Origin of the sequence: Bradyrhizobium archetypum (assembly GCF_013114835.1) — a bacterium.
Classification (GTDB): Bacteria; Pseudomonadota; Alphaproteobacteria; order Rhizobiales; family Xanthobacteraceae; genus Bradyrhizobium; species Bradyrhizobium archetypum.
Genome location: NZ_JAAVLW010000006.1, coordinates 207,751 through 225,097 on the forward strand (window position 1 = coordinate 207,751; position 17,347 = coordinate 225,097).

Sequence of the window (17,347 nt, forward strand, 5' to 3'; positions counted from 1 at the left end):
TTACCTAATCTAACCCGCGCGCCTTGCCTGCGGATTGCAGGAAGGCACGGGATATGTCGAAGAACTCCGGCACGTCGAGCAGGAAGGCATCGTGGCCGCGATCGGTTTCGATCTCGGCGAACGACACCCGCGCGCTCGACGCATTCAGCGCATGCACCAGCGCCCGCGATTCCGAGGTCGGAAACAGCCAGTCCGATGTGAACGAGACCACGCAGAAGCGGGTCTTGATGCCGCGAAACGCCTCCGCCAGCACGCCGTCATGATCGGCGGCGATATCGAAATAATCCATCGCCCGTGTCAGATAGAGATAGCTGTTGGCATCGAAGCGCTCGACAAAGGACGAGCCCTGATAGCGCAGATAGCTCTCGACCTGGAAATCCGCGTCGAACGAGAACGTCGGCAGCTCGCGGTCCTGCATCCGCCGTCCGAACTTACGATGCAGCGCGGCGTCGGAGAGGTAGGTGATGTGCCCCGCCATCCGCGCGACCGCCAGCCCGCGATGCGGGTGGGTGTCGCGTTCGAAATAGCGCCCGTGATGCCAGTCCGGATCGGCCATCACGGCCTGCCGGCCGAGCTCGTGAAACGCGATGTTTTGCGCCGAATGACGTGTCGAGCAGGCGACCGGCAGCGCCGAAAATACGCGTTCCGGATAGGCAGCGGTCCATTGCAGCACCTGCATGCCGCCCATCGAACCGCCGATCACGCACAACAATGTTTCGATGCCCAGCCGGTCGAGCAGCATGGCCTGCGCGCGGACCATGTCGGGAATGGTGATGAGCGGAAAATCCAGCCCCCACGCCTTGCCGGTCGCCGGATTGGTCGAGGCCGGACCGGTCGATCCCATGCAACCGCCGATCACGTTCGAACAGATGATGAAATATCGGTCGGTATCGAGCGGACGGCCGGGGCCGACCATGATTTCCCACCAGCCGGGCTTGCCGGTCAGCGGGTGCACGTTGGCGACGTGCTGATCGAGCGTCAGTGCGTGGCAGATCAGGATGGCGTTGGAGCGGTCGGCGTTCAGTTCGCCATAGGTCTGATAGGCGATCTGGAATGGCGCAAGGTCGATACCGCAATCGAGCTTCAACGGCTGATCGGTGCCGAACTTCGCCAGCAGCGAGCTCGGATGATCGGCCTCGTGGGCGCGATCTTCGCTATGGATCGACGGATTGGATACCGACTGCAAATGTGTCATCGCGGGCGATCTGCCTCCTCGCGGAGGCTCTCCGGAACAGAAATCAGGCCATAAAAAACCCGGCCTGAACGAAAGGTTCGGCCGGGATCACTTCTGTCCCCGGCCTGTTTAGCGAGTTGTTTAACGTGGCTGCAAGCCGGCCGGCTCAAATGACCACGGAATGGAACAAAGCTAGTCCGAAGGCGGCTCTCCGTCAAGGCAGACGCATGGTTAACCTTGCAGGGCTCATGGCGGATATGACGTTTCTCTTTGCTTTCGGCGGCCGTCTTTTCTAATCAATTGCTTACCGGATGGTGATTTCAACCGATCCGGCGCAGAAGGTTTTGAGATGTCCAATTCTGAGAGGTCCAATTCTGAGAGGTCGAAGGCTCCCCCGGCTCCGCCCTCGCTGCAGGAATTGCGCAAGGAGATCGACGCGATCGACGAGCAGGTCCATCGCCTCCTGATCGCACGCGGCGACATCATCGACCGGCTGATCCAGGTGAAGCAGACCCAGGAAGTCGGCTCCGCATTCCGGCCCGCGCGCGAGGCCAGCATGATGCGCAGCCTCGTCGAGCGCCATCGCGGCATCCTGCCGCTCGACACGATCGAGAGCATCTGGCGCGTCATCATCTCGACGTTCACCTATGTCCAGGCGCCGTTCTCAGTGCACGCCGACGTCTCCGTCGGCGAACCGGCGATGCGGGATTCGGCGCGGTTTCACTTCGGCTTCGTCGTACCTTATGTGGGCCATTTCAGCGCGCAGGCCGCCGTCGAGGCGGTGGCGAACTCGAAAGGCGATCTGGCGCTGGTCTCGGCGATTTCCAGCCGCACGCCGTGGTGGAATCTGCTCGAGGCGGAAGGCGCGCCGAAGATCATCGCCCGACTGCCGTTCCTCGAACGCGCCGATCATCCGGCGGCGCTGCCGGTCTTCGTGATCTCGCGGGTCGCCGACGATGCCATGGTGACGGAGGTGCAGATGTGGAGCGTCCGTGTCTCGGGGTGGAATGCCGACATCGCCCGCGCCCTCGCCCCGCTCGCCGAAATCGTCGCGGTGCCCGATACCGCCTTCGACGGCGCGGCGCTTCTGGTGTCGGACGCCGGTACTGGCTTCGAGAAGATCAAGACTGCCCTGATCCAGGCCGGTGCCTCGGTGCGCTCTTCGGCCCTCGTCGGCAGCCACGCAACGCGCTATACGGTGCCCCCGAACGGGTCGGCCAAGCCATAAACGCCGGCCCGCAATTTCCGGAGTCCAAGATGAACCGCCCCGTGCCGAATCCCGGCATTCTCGATATTGCGCCCTACACGCCCGGCAAGACGCCGGTGCCGGAGCCGGGCCGCAAGGTGTTCAAGCTGTCCGCCAACGAGACCCCGTTTGGGCCGTCGCCGAAGGCGGTCGAAGTCTACAAGGAAGCGGCTGATCATCTGGAGGACTATCCGGAAGGTACCTCAAAGGTGCTGCGCGAGGCGATCGGCCGCGCCTACGGGCTCGATCCCAACCGCATCATCTGCGGCGCCGGCTCGGACGAGATCCTCAACCTCTTGGCGCACACCTATCTCAGCCAGGGGGATGAGGCGATCTCCACCACGCATGGCTTTCTGGTGTACCCGATCGCCACGATGGCGAACGGCGCCAAGAATGTCGTCGCGCCCGAGACCAATTTCACCGCCGACGTCGACGCGATTTTGGCGCGCGTGACGCCGCGCACCAAACTGGTGTGGCTCGCCAATCCGAACAACCCGACCGGCACCTATGTGCCGTTCGATGAAGTCAAGCGGCTGCGCGCCGGCTTGCCGCCGCATGTGCTGCTGGTGCTCGATGCCGCCTATTCCGACTACGTGTCGCGCAACGACTATGAGCTCGGCCTCGAGCTGGTGGCGACCACCGAAAACACCGTGATGACGCACACCTTCTCCAAGATTCACGGGCTGGCAGCGCTGCGGATTGGCTGGATGTTTGGCCCCGCGCACATCGTCGACGCCGTGAATCGTATCCGCGGCCCCTTCAACGTCTCGACGCCAGCGATGCTGGCGGCGGTCGCCGCGATCGAGGACACCGCACATGTCCAGAAGTCGAAGGCGTTCACCGAACAGTGGCGCAACTGGCTGACGGAAGAAATCGGCAAGCTCGGGCTCAAGGTGACGCCGAGCGTGGCGAATTTCGTGCTGATCCACTTTCCCAACGAGAAGGGCAAAACCTCGACTGAGGCGGATGCGTTCCTCACCAGGCGCGGGCTGGTACTGCGGGCGCTCAACAATTACGGCCTGCCGCACGCACTGCGCATGACCATCGGCACCGAGGAGGCCAACCGCCTCGTCGTCGATGCCTTGCGCGACTTCATGGCGGCGAAATGAACGCGACACCGATCTTCCGGCGCGTCGCGCTGATCGGCTTCGGCCTGATCGGCGGCTCGATCGCGCGTGCGGCGCGGGCGCAAGCGCTCGCCAGCGAAATCGTCACCACTGCCCGCTCGGAAAAGACGCGCGCGCGGGTAGCTGAGCTCAACATCGTCGACCGGGTACTGGAGAGCAACGCGGAAGCCGTCAAGGACGCCGATCTCGTGATCCTGTGCATCCCGGTCGGCGCCTGTGGCCCGGTCGCGCAGGAGATTGCGCCGCACCTCAAAGCGGGCGCCATCGTCTCCGACGTCGGCTCGGTCAAGGGCGCCATCGTCCGCGAGATGGCGCCGCATCTGCCGCCGAGCGTTCATTTCGTGCCGGCGCATCCGGTCGCCGGCACCGAGCATTCGGGGCCCGATTCCGGCTTCGCCGAACTGTTCATCAACCGCTGGTGCATCCTGACGCCACCCGAGGGCACCGATCCGATGGCGGTCGAAGCGCTGCGCGCGTTCTGGGCCGGCATGGGCGCCAAGGTCGAGACCATGACGCCTGACCACCACGACCTGGTGCTGGCGATCACCAGCCACTTGCCGCACCTGATCGCCTACACCATCGTCGGCACCGCCGACGAGCTGGCGCAGGTGACCTCATCGGAGGTGATCAAATTCTCCGCCGGCGGCTTTCGCGATTTCACCCGTATCGCGGCCTCGGACCCGACGATGTGGCGCGACGTGTTTTTGAACAACAAGGAAGCCGTGCTGGAAATGCTCGGCACCTTCAACGAGGATCTTTCGAAACTGACGCGAGCGATCCGCCGCGGCGACGGCGAGGCGCTGTTCGACCACTTCACCCGCACCCGCGCCATCCGCCGCGGCATCGTCGAGATCGGCCAGGATTCGGCAGCTCCCGATTTCGGCCGGCCGCATCCGCCGCTGGAAAAGAAGGCGGAGTGAGGGAGACACGGCGTCGTTGAGCTCGGGCGTTACGATGGAGTTGAGATGCCGCTCCACAAGATGTCGCCATACCCCGCGCATGCGGGGTATCCAGTACGCTGCGGCCTCTCGTTTCAATCACGACCGTCTCTGGAATACTGGATCGCCCGGTCAAGCCGGGCGACGACGGTTGAATGTGCATCAAAACAGCGGCGGCACTTGGCCCACCTTGATCGGCCCTAAAAACACCGTGCCGTCGACGAAGCGCATCGGGAAGGCGCGCGCTTTCTTGCCCTCCAGCTCCGCCTCCTTGCCGAGCGCGTTGATGCCGGCGGTGACACCGGCATTGGCGTTCTGCTTGACGACCTTGCCGAGCCCCGGGATTGCCTTGTCGAGCGCGCCGAAGAGATTGTTGAGGTCCTGCGTCCTGACGCCGGGTGCGACGCGATCGAGCGTCGCCTGCGGCACGCCCTCCTCCAGCATCTTCTCGATGCCGAGCAACGGAATCACCTTCTCGATTCCGGCCACCGTCATCTGCAGCTCGCCCTCGATCCGGCCCTGCGCGTTGAGGCTCAACGTGCCGGCGGCAACCGAGATCAGATCGCCCTGTTGAATCCGCGAACGCACGATCTCGACATGGCCGCCCGCCGCCTGCAGCTCTCTGAACCGTTCGGGCCACGGCTTTGGCGAAAAATTTTTCAGTCCCGTCAACTTGGTCTGAATGTCGGCGTCGAACGGCCGGGCGAGCACCGGGTGCAGCTCCTGCACGTTGCCACCGGATATCTGCAGCACCGACTCGATCACCGGCTGATCCCTGGTCGAGCCGTCGGCCAGGCGGCCGTGCAGCTCGGTATGGTTGGCCTTCGCGAGCGGCGTCTCGACCGGCCCGTTGACGCGATCGATCGAGGGATTGTCGAACACGATGGAAGCGCGCTGCGGAATATCGGGCAGTCCGCTCACGCTGCTGCGGCCGCTCGTCCAGTTCACCTTCATCGACGGCGGCTGGCCGCGATCGGAAAGCGTCGCCGGCGCCTTGAATTCGGCGATCAAAAGTTTGGGCTGGTAGATCTGCGCGATCACCATGATCTCGCCAAGCCGCGCGGTGAACGGCGCCTGTGCGCCCGCCGTCTGCGACACCAGCGAAACGCTGGCATCGTCGCAGCGGACTTCGAGACGGAATGGATAACCCGCCACCGAACGCTTGCCGCATTGATAGACGCGGCCGGACTTCGCCTCCTGCGCCGCCCACGCATCGGCACGTACGCCGACCTCGGAGGCGGCATAGAACCAGAACGCCGTCCATGCCGCGGCAGCGACCACGAGCAATGCGGGCATGATGAAGAGGCGCCACAGCGGGCGCCGGCGCGGCGCGGGGGTCATGTCAGGCATGCGGCGTCCTTTGGCTAGCGATTTTGGCGAATGTAAGCATCCCCTTCCCACAACAAAAGGCATTGAAATCACTTCGCTTTGCCGTTCCGTTCTGGTAGCGGTGCGCCCGGCATGTCCGAAAACAAGCTCAACGACACGGAATTTTCGACAGGTGACCTCTGGGTGTTCGGCTACGGCTCCCTGATGTGGCGGCCGGGCTTCGATTTCATCGAACGGGTGCCGGCGCGGCTGATCGGCGAACACCGCGCGCTCTGCGTCTATTCCTTCGTCCATCGCGGCACGCCGGAGAAGCCCGGACTCGTGCTCGGCCTCGACCGCGGCGGCGCCTGCCGCGGCATCGCATTCCGGGTTGCGGAAAAGAACCGCGCCGCGACCATTACCTATTTGCGCGAGCGCGAGCAGGTCACGTCAGTCTACCGCGAAGTGAAGCGCTCGGTGTGGCTGGAGAACGAGGCGCGCCAGCGCGTCAGCGCGCTGGTCTACGTGGTCGACCGCGGCCACGCACAATATGCCGGGCGGCTGTCGCTGACCGAGCAGCTGCGCCACGTGCTGCAGGGCCACGGCCAGTCGGGCGTCAACCGCGACTATGTCCTGGCCACCGTGAAGGCGATCGAGGCGGAGGGCTTTCGCGATTCCCAGTTGCACCGGCTCGCAGCGATGCTGCACGACCAGCATTCGGTGCCGCTTCCCGCAGAGAACAGCGACCGTTAGGCTGAGATGTGTACGTATAAGCCGACTGAAATGGAGCCAAGTGGCCGCGATAGGCCAGTATCCGCCATTGGTCTTATCGGTCACGGAGAGGCGACACCTGCTGCCATCGATAAGGCTGACGATTAGGGATGTCAGGGCATCATTTCGCTCATCTCGGTCCGAGCGCTGCGCGTTTCGCCTCGCGAAGCAGATAAATCGGGACGAAACGGGAGCGCCTCACCGATGGCCTGGTGAAGCTCTTCGAGCATCTCCGCCTCGGATTTGAGAAGCTCGTGATTATATCCTTCCGCCATGATCAATGCAGATTCATATGTCTCCTGAACGACCCTGATACGGTCGTTCGCAGGAAGTGACGCGACGAACTCGATTGTCTCTTCGACGTGCGCGGCCTCGCTTCCGAGCGAGCTGTGACTTCTGAGGAAGCGGGTCGCATCAATGCCGTCCGGGCACATTGCCTGCACCTTCTCGACATCGGTCTTCTGCTTGAGCGCGGCGATGCGCTCCAGGCAGTAGGAATAGCCGATGCAGCCAATCGGATAGTCCTCGACGCAGAGGTCGTCGAAGCGCTTGCAGAGCGGCTTGATCCCCTCCGGAATGTAATTGGCGACAAGGCGCTCAGCAGGCAGACCCAGCGCGCGCAGATCCTTGAGGGCGAGCCGGTCATGACCGGTCTCCTCGCGCGCGCGCTCTTCAAGGTAGGCTGCGACCTCTGGCCTGCCCAATTCCACGAATCGCCCAGCCGCGCGTCGGAGATTTCGAGGCGTATCGACCGACGTGTGGTAGGCGCCGACCAACGCCACGGCATAGCCGACGAGTGTCGGCTCCGGCCGCGCGAGGCTCTGTTCTATACCGGCAAAGCCGAGATTGATCGCGCCGTCGAGCAGACCGACCGTGCTGCCCTTCGAGCCTGCGCCCGTCATCAGCGTCGCAAACGGATCCATGTCTTCCTTCGCGCCGCTCAGCGTATGAAACCAGACCTCTCCCGATTCGCGAGCGATGATTGAAATATCGCCCGTGACATTGACCCACTCCGTGACCGGCCGTTCCATTCGAAACCTCCCGTTTTTCGATCGCTCGCCCGCGCTCGTTTCTTGGAGGATGCGTTTTGTTATGCGGGCCGAGCTCGCTTCAAGTTAATCGTTTCGCGTCAAACCATGTCGCAACAGCCTTAGATCCCGTTCGGGGTAACAGCCATCAGCATCTTGGCCGTCTCAAGCAGAGGTTTCGGAGGCGTATTGGTAGCACGGGCGTATCTCGGCACCACAAGGACGACTCCGGTATCTGCCGGTATGTTTGCGTCTGCCAAACTGAAACCGTCGTCGTACTCGTCTTCTGTAATCACGATGGGCTTTGCCAAATAGATGCCCCGAGCCTCAAGAGCTGATTTTGCCGCATCCGAGCGGTTTTTGTAGTCCGACGTGGTCGCCGAGGATCCTGTAGGCCAGATCAGGGGATTGTTGGCGGGACCCGTCCATATATCGACGATCCATTGTGCGAGGACATCATTTTGGTACGAGAAATCAGCCACCTTGTCCGTTAAATTTGGTTTCGGGTCGGTGTAAACGCCGCGTTTCTTCGGTGCTGCCTGCGCTGCTACCGGAATCATTGCGCCGCCGGCGGCGGCTGCTGCAAGGAAGAAACGCCGATTGAAGCCCGAATTCGATTGCGACTTGCTCTGCGAGGCCATGATCAATCCCTCCTTGTTGAAATCAGTTCGGTATCTTGTCGTCAGGCGCTACGGCGCCACTCGGTTGTACGAAACCGTCAATCACAGTCTGTGGTGTGGTATCGGCCCCCGTCGTCGTCGCAGCGACGAGTCAGCACAATTGGCTTTGCGGCAGGGTACAGTTCGACGGAGGAATACGAAGCAAGCCTGGCAGCCGCCATCTCAGCATGGCTGCGGCTTCCTTCATCAGTGTCGTCTGCTTCCAGTGGGGGCATAATGGCCTCCCTATACTGATCCGATCAGCGCAACGACAGGAACACCTTCGGGTTGCAAGATGTCAAAAACAAGGCTGAGTCCGCCCTAGTACTTTCTTTCGTTCAGCGCCTCTTCGATCGCGCAGCAACAAACGATAGTGAGCAGCGGATCGTTTGCATGAACCGGGAGAACCGCAACTCGGATGGGAAGCATAACGTGGCGGTTGGCCATGCAACGCAAAGCGGCAGGGCCATCAAGCTGGCTCAACGTATTGGAGTACCGGCCGCCCCGAACTCCGGAACACGCTTTCGCGTCGTTCCGGGCGCGGCAAGTTGTGATATGTTTGTGCATTGCAACTGGTCTCGTCTTGTAGCGCGAACTACGTGAACAGGTAAGGGCATTTGCCGTGACGAGAACAACCACAGACGTAGCCGAGTGGTTGGACCAGCACGGTCTGGCTCGGTACGCTCAAACGTTCATCGAAAACAATATCGACTACGACGTATTGCCGGATTTGACGGAGAATGACCTCAAGAACCTCGGGGTCTCCTTGGGTCACCGCAAGACGCTGCTCAGGGCCATCGAAACGTTGGCGGTAGCGCGCCAGGCGAGCACGACAACGGCCACTGCGCAGCCTGCTACGGAGGCACTCCTTCCGTCGGAGCATCGCGAAGCAGAACGCCGTCAGATTACAGTGTTGTTCTGTGACCTGGTGGGGTCGACGCAGCTTTCAGAGAAATTGGACCCCGAAGATCTTCAGGTGCTTATTGACGTCTATCGGAGCGCGTGCACGGCGGCGATCAGGCGCTATGAAGGTCACGTAGCCAGGTACCTCGGCGATGGTGTGATGGCATTTTTCGGTTATCCCCGTGCACATGAGGACGACCCCGTTCGTGCTGTGCACGCTGCGCTGGAGATGCTCTCCGCAATCACGAATATCCCGGGACCAGTCACGTTGGCTGCGCGGGTGGGCATCAGCTCGGGCCCAGTCGTCGTTGGCGAAATCGCAGGAAGCGGTACTGCAACGACGAGGGATTGGATGGATGCGGTGGGAGAGACGCCGAATATTGCCGCGCGTTTGCAGGCACTTGCCTCGCCCAACGCTTTAGTGATCTCGGAGTCGACGAAACGTCTCGTGTCGGCAGCCTTCGACCTTCAAGACCTTGGCCCCCAGGAACTCAAGGGCGTAACCAGGCCTCTTCACGTGTACCGCGTCCTGGGCGCGATGCATACGGCAAGCCGCTTCGAGGCGGCGCATGGAGGCTCCCTCACGCCACTCGCCGGGCGTTCAACCGAATTGAACCTACTGCTCGATAAATGGGGGAAAGCCAAGGAGGGCGACGGGCAAGTCGTTTTGGTTTCGGGTATCCCGGGGGTTGGAAAATCCCGCCTCATCCACGAGCTAAAGTCGAACATCCAGCACGAACCATGCTTTGTGCTGCAGCATCAGTGTTCGGCCTATCATAGTCAAAGTGCATTCTTTCCAGTCATCGAGCGCATTGAACAGGCTGCCAAATTGACGGCTGGCGACTCGGATACGGAGAAACTTGCCAAGCTCAAAGCCTACCTTGCCGATTCCGGCGACGATTCGATTGAGACAGCGCTGCTGATCGCCAACCTGTTGTCAATTCCGATTCAAAGCCACCACGAGCTGTCGGAGCTTACGCCGCAACAAATCAAGAACAGGACAGTGAGCAAGCTTGTCGACATGATCCTGGCTTTCTCCGCCCAGCGCCCGACGCTGTGCATTTTCGAGGATGTGCACTGGATAGATCCCACAAGCCTCGAGTTGCTTGAGCTGATCATAAACCAGATCGATCATGCTCGCGTCCTGCTTATTGTCTCCCACCGGCCCGAGTTCCGACCCACGTGGTCCACTCATCCGAACGTGGCTATGCACTCCCTCACTCGATTGTCGCGCAGCGAGGTGACGGGGATGATCAGGGATATCTTGAGGGGCCAAAGCATTCCCCAAGAGACTCTCAATCAAGTCATCGAAAAATCCGACGGCGTACCGCTGTTTATCGAAGAACTGACAAGCAGCATCCTGAGCGCGCCGACACAAAGCCGACCTGTAGAAGGCGATGTTGAGCGAACGGCGGCACCGCCAATTGTGCCAAGTGTTCCGGAGACACTGCATGATGCCCTGATCGAACGGCTCGATCGTGTCCCGCAGGGACGCAGACTGGCACAAATCGCCGCGGTGATCGGGCGTGAGTTTTCTTATGATCTCTTATCAGTGGCACTGCGGATTAGCGAAGACGAGTTGCATCAATCCCTCCTGCGGCTCGAAGAGGCTGGCATCATTTATCGGGTCGGCATTTCGCCTTTCATCCGTTTCGCCTTCAAACATGCCTTGTTGCGTGACGCAATCTACAACTCCCTGCTAAGGAGCTCGAGACGACAGATCCATGGGGAGATTGCGGCGATTTTGGCCGATCAATTTGGCGAGTTCGTTGAAAATCGACCCGAGATACTGGCCTATCACTATAGTGAAGGAGGAAACAATGGGTTGGCGGTGCGTTGGTGGTTCAAGTCCGGGCAGCACGCGCTCGCCTATTCCGCCAATGTCGAAGCGATTTCTCATTATCGGAAGGCCTTGGAGGCCCTGAGCGCTTTGCCGGAATCGCCTGCGCGCGACAAGCAGGAGATTGAGATTCAGTTGGCGCTGGGTATCCCGCTCATCGCTGTTCGAGGATATCCAGCCGATGAAACGCGCGACGCGTTCGCGCGGGCCCGTACCCTATGCCTCAAGCTGGATAGCCGTCCTGAGTATTTCCAAGCGCTATTTGGTGAATGGGGAAATCGGTGGATGGGTGGCAAGAACGATGAAGCGCTGAGCATGGCCAATGAGTTTCTGTCGAGATCGCGGGAATCCACCGATTCTGTTCCGTTGATGATGGCTCATCGGGTCATGGGAAGCACACTACTGACGGTCGGTGAGTTCCAGTCATCGAAGCATCACTTCGAGGAGTCCATTGCGCTTTCGAAGCAACAAGGCCAACGGCTGTCCAGCCTCTACATGGTGGAACCCCAGGTGGCCTCACTGCTAATTCTATCTTGGGATTTGTGGTTTCTGGGCTATCCGGATCAGGCGCTATCGCGCGTTTCGGAAGCGCTTGCCCTGGCCCGTGAACTCGCGCAGCCGTACACCATAGCCTTCGCCCATTACATGACGTCCGTCGTACATCTCCTCCGCGGCGAGCCTGGTCGCGCTCTTGCCAGCGCTGAGCAAAGTCTCGAAATGTCATGGGAGCAACGGTTCTCGCTATATATCCTTCTCTCTCAGATTTCTCGCGGCCATGCACTTGCCGGTCTCGGCCAAATTGCGGAGGCTCAGACCCAAATCAAGCTGGGACTCGAGGAAGCGCGCAAGAAAGGCGTCGGCTACTTTCTTCCCATGATGAACAGCTGGTTGGCTGACGCGCATGCTCAGTCCGGCGATCATGCAACCGCTTTGTCGATTGTCGAGCAAATAATAGCCAATACGAGTGATCGGACGGGCCGGTCATGGGAAGCTGAACTGCATCATCAAAGAGCGCGAATTCTTCTGGCACTCGATCCAGCAAGAGCCCGCGAAGCTGAAGCAGATTTGAGGCAGGCTATTGAGGTTGCGCGTCGTCAAAGCGCCAAGTCATTGGAATTGCGAGCAGCGACCACCTTGGCCGAGATTTGGCGAACGCAAGGGAGATTTGATGAGGCACGAGATCTGATTGGACCGATCTATCGCTGGTTCGATGAAGGCTATGATACTAAGGACCTGATGCGTGCGCGCGATATTCAGCTGGGTCTCACTGATTCCGGCAGGCTGGGCTAAGTGTTACCAATCTGTCTCACGCCGTTGATCCGCTTTGTTGGAGGATGGCCGGGCCAGAGCAAAGCCCGCAATCCTCGTGCGAACGCGCATTCTCGCTGTTATCGATTAACTGAATCGGATTCAGCAAGAGTAGCAACCGACGAGCAGCAGATTACTGCTCCCGCGCAGCGGGCCTCGTTCTTGACAACCCAACTCTGACATGGTGCGGCTCCGCTTAGATCGAACAATTGCGGCCCGCCGAACACCTTGCGCTGCTCATCCCCGTTTCATATCGGCCGCCAAAATCAGCCTGCTCCACTTCTTGACTTCGTCAGAGATCAGCTTGGCGAAGTCAGCGGGCGATCCGCCAAGCGCTGTGCCGCCCATATTGGCAAGCCGGGCCTGGAACTTCGGATCGGCGACTTCCTTGTTCAATTTTTCGATGACTTCTTCCGGCGTGCGTTGTGGAGCGCCAAGGCTGTACCATGCACTGGCCTCGTAACCGTGCAAGGTCTCGCCCAGAGCTGGAACGTCCGGCAATATTGGCGAGCGCGTCGCCGTGGTTACCGCCAAGGTGCGGAAATTGCCGGCCCTGATATATTCGATCGATGAGAGCAGCGGGCCGAAATAGACCTGCGCTTCGCCGGTGAGAAGCGCAGGAAAAACCTGCGCGCCTCGATAAGGCACGTGGAAGAGATCGACCCCGGCCATCGTTTTGAACATTTCGCCGGCCACATGGGGCAGAGATCCGATTCCGGCTGACGCCATATTGATCTTGCGGGGATTGGCTTTCGCGTAGGCGATGAACTCTTCGACTGACCTGGCGGCAATCGATGGGTGTACCTCCATGACCAAGGGCACACGAACGATACCTGCGACCGGCGCGATATCGCGGACGGTGTCGAAGGTGAGATTGTGCATGGTGGCATTAATCGCATTTGATGCGTTAACCAACAGCAACGTGTAGCCGTCCGGAGGGGCCCGTACGATCGCCTCAGTCGCGATATTGCCGGTAGCGCCACTGCGGTTCTCGATGATAAACGACTGCCCAAGTCGATCCGACAGCGATTGACCGATCAACCGCGCGATAATGTCCGGCGCTCCGCCGGCGCCAAAGCCTTCGAGCAGGTGCACCGATCGCGTCGGGTAACTTTGCGCAACGGCGAACCGGATTGATATTGGGAGCGTGGAAGCGGCAACTGCCAGATTCAGGAATTGACGGCGCGGAATTTTCATTGCGGCCTCCCGAAATTGCTGGGATGCGAAGCCCTGCGGAGCCGCACGGGACCCGCATACACTCAAGATGTCAGTTTGATTTTGATGCGCGCCTGACGACGGCATGAGCGCTGCGGCTAAATAAAAGGGACTTCGGCACGGCCCGCTCTGCAGCTCCCGATCAGGCTACCTCAATTGCACAACCGGCGGAAGCATGAATTGGGAGCCATGTTGTCACTTTCACGAGTCAGCAATTGTCATTGACACACATGCCTTGCCTTCGAGGTCCGCTTTGCCTCCGTAGGGTAACAACCCTGACCCTTGACCAGGCTCCCGCCCATGAGCGTAGATCGGACATCGCCGAGAGCCAGCCAATCAATGCAAATGATCCTTAGCCGAGCTGGCGTTCCTTCGATGTTCGCTTTGCGGAGCGAGCTGGCGTCATGCGATGGCTATTTTATAGAAGTCAGAAAAGCCTTCACCTCGCGCAGGAATACCGGCCAAGCGGGTTCAGTGCTCAGCAATACGTGATTGCCGCTTTCGAGTGGTACGAAACGCGCGCCATTGATGCCGGCCGCCAGTTCTTGTCCCTGCGTGAAGGGAACGCGTGCGTCATTCCGCGCGTGCAACACCAAAGTCGGCACGTTTACATCTTTCAGCAGAGCCCGGACGTCAATGTCGCCGAATATCCGCGACAGGCGATGGGCGTTCTGCGGCGATGTCGTAATTCTCTGAAGGTCGTTGAACCATCGGGTCTGCTCTGGATTCGCATCGGGGATGAACAGGGACGTGAAAATCTGCCGAAACACCGGATTCTCCTGCCCCCAACCTTCCAGAATAAGCGTCGACAACGCGTTTCTGCGCGCCAACTCTGCGGGATCATCCTGGTGCGCCCAACCCCGCGCATATCCCCCATAGAGCACGAGATGGCTGACCCGCTCCGGATGTTTGACGGCGTAGGCGATGGATATCGCGCAGCCCTGCGAAAGCCCGAGCAAAGGAAAGCGTTCGAGCCCCGCGGCATCGACGACGGTCTCGAGATCGCGCACGAATGCATCAAAGGAAATATCGAAGACGTCCCAATCCGAAAGCCCGGTACCTCGTTCGTCGTAGCGCACAAAAGTATGGTCGTGCGTGAAAGCCTCGATCCAGTGTCGCCAAACCGGACTTTCGAAGTCGAACTCCAGGTGATTGAGCCAGTTCGCGGCCTTGACGAGCGGTGGGCCGGTACCGGCGAGCGCGTAGGCGATGCGCACGCCGTCAGGTGCGAGGCAAATGTTGATGCGCTGCCGCAGCGGCTTGTCGAAGGCCCGACCTGGTTGCGACAACGTAGCCGGTTCGTCGACCGCCCTTGGCCGCGTGCGGTGCCGCAGCAGTTCCCGATACAGCGCCTTGGTGTTTTGATCCGGCTCAACATTGAGTTCTTGGCGCAGGATGGCTTCGCAACGCTTGTACTGCCGCAGCGCGAGCGCAGTCTGTCCCTGCTCGAAGTAGAGCCGCATCAGAACACGGTCGACATCCTCCTGCAGCGGGTCGATAGCCAGGAGGCGAAGCGCCACGGCAATGGCCTCTTCTCGCGCGCCAGCACCCTGAAGTTCTCGCAGCAGCGCATGCAACGCCGAGATCGCGGCGCTCCGCAGCCGGGTTCGCTCACCAAGCAGCCACTCGTCGAACAGGTCCGACCTGGCGTTCAGGCCTTCCAGCAGATCGCCACGATAGAGCGCGGCAGCACGCCTCAGGTTTGACAGTGAGGGATCGATCAACGCGGCCTTGAATTCATCCACATCGGTCGCGATCCGGCCAGCTTCAAAGCCGAGCAGGTCGTGATCGACGGAGAGTGGTAGATCGGCAAGCTCGCGCCGCAACGCGCTGACGCATTGGCGCAGGCTTTGGCGTGCCGCTTCCTCGCTGCTGTCGGGCCACAGCAACGTGGCGAGCCGCTCCCGCGCGTGCACGACGCCGGGCGCCATGGCGAGATAGGCCACCAAGGCCTGTGCTTTCTTGTTGCGCAAAACGACGGGGCCATCCCGTTCGATCGAGAAGGGGCCCAGCAGGCTCAGCCTCGGCATTTCAGTCCTCTCCGGCGTCCGGCGAGGACCATTTTAACAGGCGCGGTCGCCTTTTTGACGGTTTTTTCACGCCGGCGCTGACGCTCCGATCACCCGCGGTCCTTAGAGAAGGCACACGCGCCATGAACGCTGAATTTCAGGAAAACTCTAATGACTACAACCTTTGCCATCCGACCATCTCACATACGGCCCTTCAGCCGCAGAGTTATCATGCTTGTTGCGGCAAGGCTCAGGCGCGCGGTGAACGGCTGGGTTGCGGCCGCCATCGCGCACCGCGAACGCCAGACGGGGATGGTCGCGCCGGATCATCTCCGCCCGATGGAATGGAAGAACGCTTATCGCGGACCTTTCGATGGTGTGTTCGAAAGGGTCGCCCGCGAGCTGACGCGCCGCCTGCGTCCGTCTTGAACCCGCACGGCCAATTTTAGAATTCATCAGCAAATAATCAGGAGCCAACGATGTCCATTACGACTGACACTGCTTCACCATCCCCGCTCGCTTCGTTTGCCGCGAGGAGCCTTGCCCTCGGCTACGGCGCGGTCGCCTACCTGATTTTCCTCGGCACATTTCTTTACGCCATCGGCTTCGTCACGCGATATGTCGTGCCGAAGACTATCGACAGCGGCGCCGCTGCATCGACGCCAACAGCATTGCTGATCAACCTGCTGTTGATGTCGGCGTTCGCCGTCCAGCACAGCGGCATGGCGCGGCAGGGATTCAAGAGATTGTTCGTCCGATTTGGCTCGCCGGCGATCGAGCGCTCAACCTACGTCTTGCTCGCCAGCCTGATCCTGCTGTTGCTGTTCTGGCAATGGCAACCCATGCCGAGGATGGTGTGGAACATCGAGAGGCCCGTGCTCGCCAATGTTGTCACCGCGATCGGTTTTGCGGGCTGGCTGATCGTGCTCTACAGCACCTTCCTGATCAGCCATTTCGAGCTGTTCGGCCTTACCCAGGTGGTCACGCATTTCGCGGGGCGAATGGCTGCACCGATGAAGTTCAAGACGCCGGGATTGTACCGGCTGATCCGCCACCCGATCTATCTCGGCTTTATCATTGCGTTCTGGTCGACACCGAGCATGACGGTGGGCCATCTGCTGTTTGCGGCGGTGACGACGGCCTACATCTTCGTCGGAATCTACCTTGAAGAGCGCGACCTGGTAGCGCTGTTCGGTGACGAATACCGGAAGTATCGGCAGCGCGTCGCGATGCTGCTGCCGGGACTGTTCTGAACAAGACGCAGGGGACGCCCTCTTGAAGGAACAGCACCTGATCGACCGCGCGAAAGCGTTCGTCGCAGCCGTCGCTGCGGCGGCGCCGCGCGAAGCCATCGAGGCCTTTTACGCAGAAGACGTCATCCAGGAGGAGTTTCCAAACCTCCTCCTGCCCGACGGAGCAGTCCGCGATTTCATCAATTTGCGGGCAGCCCACGACAAAACGCGTTATACCATCGAGCAGCAGTCCTTCGAGATCGTCAATGCTGTCGCATCCGGCAATTGCGTGCTTCTTGAAATAATCTGGAATGCAACGCTGGCGGCCGACCTGGATCCGCTTACCCCCGGCGACAGGATGAGAGCCCAACTCGCACAGGTGTTTGAATTTCGCGATGGCCTCATCTTTCGACTGCGAACTTACAGTTGTTATGTTGCCCGTCACGAAATTCGCCCGAACAGTTTGGCCTGAATGACTGCTTTGCCCCTATGGACCGTCCTGCAGCGGTCGAGTTTTGATCTTGTGAGAACTGCCGACGCGCAACGCGTGCGTCGGGTGATTGGGGTAGATCGGAAATCCTTGGCGGAT

14 protein-coding genes and 1 riboswitch are annotated in these 17,347 nt (G+C 60.5%); of the genes, 8 read left to right on the forward strand and 6 right to left on the reverse strand.

Annotation, left to right across the window (positions count from 1 at the left end; translation table 11 throughout):
- Nucleotides 1–4 precede the first annotated feature (4 nt).
- Complete coding sequence (gene metX, locus HCN50_RS21185; protein ID WP_171711617.1) at nucleotides 5–1,195, reverse strand: homoserine O-acetyltransferase MetX; 1,191 nt, start codon at nucleotides 1,193–1,195, stop codon at nucleotides 5–7.
- A gap of 87 nt (nucleotides 1,196–1,282) precedes the next feature.
- Nucleotides 1,283–1,362, reverse strand: a riboswitch (SAM riboswitch).
- 161 nt (nucleotides 1,363–1,523) lie between these two features.
- Between metX and HCN50_RS21190 the strand changes: the two genes are divergently transcribed.
- From HCN50_RS21190 to HCN50_RS21200, 3 genes are read left to right on the forward strand one after another with little or no spacing between them, the layout of a single operon-like run.
- Complete coding sequence (locus HCN50_RS21190) at nucleotides 1,524–2,402, forward strand: chorismate mutase (RefSeq protein ID WP_171711618.1); 879 nt, start codon at nucleotides 1,524–1,526, stop codon at nucleotides 2,400–2,402.
- Between the two features lie 29 nt (nucleotides 2,403–2,431).
- Nucleotides 2,432–3,529 (forward strand): histidinol-phosphate transaminase, encoded by a 1,098-nt coding sequence (gene hisC, locus HCN50_RS21195; protein ID WP_171711619.1) that lies wholly within the window; start codon nucleotides 2,432–2,434, stop codon nucleotides 3,527–3,529.
- Entirely contained in the window at nucleotides 3,526–4,467 is a 942-nt protein-coding gene (locus HCN50_RS21200; protein WP_171711620.1) for a prephenate/arogenate dehydrogenase family protein, read from the forward strand. The genes hisC and HCN50_RS21200 overlap by 4 nt, the downstream gene beginning before the upstream one ends.
- 180 nt (nucleotides 4,468–4,647) lie before the next feature.
- Here the strand turns inward: HCN50_RS21200 and HCN50_RS21205 are convergent, their stop codons facing one another.
- Nucleotides 4,648–5,835, reverse strand: a complete 1,188-nt coding sequence (locus HCN50_RS21205; protein WP_171711621.1) for a DUF2125 domain-containing protein — start codon at nucleotides 5,833–5,835, stop codon at nucleotides 4,648–4,650.
- 111 nt (nucleotides 5,836–5,946) lie between these two features.
- Here HCN50_RS21205 and HCN50_RS21210 point away from each other — a divergent pair, with 111 nt between their 5' ends.
- Nucleotides 5,947–6,546 carry a gamma-glutamylcyclotransferase gene (locus tag HCN50_RS21210; RefSeq protein ID WP_171711622.1) on the forward strand — a complete coding sequence of 200 codons (600 nt, stop codon included), beginning with the start codon at nucleotides 5,947–5,949 and terminating at the stop codon, nucleotides 6,544–6,546.
- 131 nt (nucleotides 6,547–6,677) lie between these two features.
- Here HCN50_RS21210 and HCN50_RS21215 read toward each other — a convergent pair whose 3' ends face one another.
- Together HCN50_RS21215 and HCN50_RS21220 are read right to left on the reverse strand one after the other, a co-directional pair.
- Nucleotides 6,678–7,595 (reverse strand): hypothetical protein, encoded by a 918-nt coding sequence (locus tag HCN50_RS21215; RefSeq protein ID WP_171711623.1) that lies wholly within the window; start codon nucleotides 7,593–7,595, stop codon nucleotides 6,678–6,680.
- Between the two features lie 119 nt (nucleotides 7,596–7,714).
- On the reverse strand, nucleotides 7,715–8,233 hold the full coding sequence (locus HCN50_RS21220) for a hypothetical protein (RefSeq protein ID WP_171711624.1): 519 nt from the start codon (nucleotides 8,231–8,233) through the stop codon (nucleotides 7,715–7,717).
- A 640-nt stretch (nucleotides 8,234–8,873) separates the two neighbouring features.
- Here HCN50_RS21220 and HCN50_RS21225 point away from each other — a divergent pair.
- Entirely contained in the window at nucleotides 8,874–12,284 is a 3,411-nt protein-coding gene (locus HCN50_RS21225; protein WP_171711625.1) for an AAA family ATPase, read from the forward strand.
- A 255-nt stretch (nucleotides 12,285–12,539) separates the two neighbouring features.
- On the opposite strand, the gene HCN50_RS21230 is transcribed toward HCN50_RS21225, so the two are convergent.
- Both HCN50_RS21230 and HCN50_RS21235 read right to left on the reverse strand, forming a co-directional pair.
- Nucleotides 12,540–13,499 (reverse strand): Bug family tripartite tricarboxylate transporter substrate binding protein, encoded by a 960-nt coding sequence (locus tag HCN50_RS21230; RefSeq protein WP_171711626.1) that lies wholly within the window; start codon nucleotides 13,497–13,499, stop codon nucleotides 12,540–12,542.
- Between the two features lie 431 nt (nucleotides 13,500–13,930).
- Entirely contained in the window at nucleotides 13,931–15,547 is a 1,617-nt protein-coding gene (locus HCN50_RS21235; protein WP_171711627.1) for a bifunctional AfsR/SARP family transcriptional regulator/alpha/beta hydrolase, read from the reverse strand.
- A gap of 210 nt (nucleotides 15,548–15,757) precedes the next feature.
- Between HCN50_RS21235 and HCN50_RS21240 the strand changes: the two genes are divergently transcribed.
- From HCN50_RS21240 to HCN50_RS21250, 3 genes are read left to right on the forward strand one after another with little or no spacing between them, the layout of a single operon-like run.
- On the forward strand, nucleotides 15,758–15,955 hold the full coding sequence (locus tag HCN50_RS21240) for a hypothetical protein (protein WP_171711628.1): 198 nt from the start codon (nucleotides 15,758–15,760) through the stop codon (nucleotides 15,953–15,955).
- A 50-nt stretch (nucleotides 15,956–16,005) separates the two neighbouring features.
- Nucleotides 16,006–16,779, forward strand: coding sequence for a methanethiol S-methyltransferase (gene mddA / locus HCN50_RS21245; protein WP_171711629.1), 774 nt, complete (start codon nucleotides 16,006–16,008; stop codon nucleotides 16,777–16,779).
- A 22-nt stretch (nucleotides 16,780–16,801) separates the two neighbouring features.
- A complete protein-coding gene (locus HCN50_RS21250) occupies nucleotides 16,802–17,230 on the forward strand; it encodes a nuclear transport factor 2 family protein (protein WP_171711630.1) in 429 nt (142 codons plus the stop codon).
- Nucleotides 17,231–17,347: the final 117 nt, after the last annotated feature.

Coding starts and splice junctions, on each gene's coding strand:
- metX (WP_171711617.1), bottom strand. CDS start 1,195: ATGACACATTTGCAGTCGGTATCCAATCCGTCGATCCATAGCGAAGAT.
- HCN50_RS21190 (WP_171711618.1), top strand. CDS start 1,524: ATGTCCAATTCTGAGAGGTCCAATTCTGAGAGGTCGAAGGCTCCCCCG.
- hisC (WP_171711619.1), top strand. CDS start 2,432: ATGAACCGCCCCGTGCCGAATCCCGGCATTCTCGATATTGCGCCCTAC.
- HCN50_RS21200 (WP_171711620.1), top strand. CDS start 3,526: ATGAACGCGACACCGATCTTCCGGCGCGTCGCGCTGATCGGCTTCGGC.
- HCN50_RS21205 (WP_171711621.1), bottom strand. CDS start 5,835: ATGCCTGACATGACCCCCGCGCCGCGCCGGCGCCCGCTGTGGCGCCTC.
- HCN50_RS21210 (WP_171711622.1), top strand. CDS start 5,947: ATGTCCGAAAACAAGCTCAACGACACGGAATTTTCGACAGGTGACCTC.
- HCN50_RS21215 (WP_171711623.1), bottom strand. CDS start 7,595: ATGGAACGGCCGGTCACGGAGTGGGTCAATGTCACGGGCGATATTTCA.
- HCN50_RS21220 (WP_171711624.1), bottom strand. CDS start 8,233: ATGGCCTCGCAGAGCAAGTCGCAATCGAATTCGGGCTTCAATCGGCGT.
- HCN50_RS21230 (WP_171711626.1), bottom strand. CDS start 13,499: ATGAAAATTCCGCGCCGTCAATTCCTGAATCTGGCAGTTGCCGCTTCC.
- HCN50_RS21235 (WP_171711627.1), bottom strand. CDS start 15,547: ATGCCGAGGCTGAGCCTGCTGGGCCCCTTCTCGATCGAACGGGATGGC.
- HCN50_RS21240 (WP_171711628.1), top strand. CDS start 15,758: ATGCTTGTTGCGGCAAGGCTCAGGCGCGCGGTGAACGGCTGGGTTGCG.
- mddA (WP_171711629.1), top strand. CDS start 16,006: ATGTCCATTACGACTGACACTGCTTCACCATCCCCGCTCGCTTCGTTT.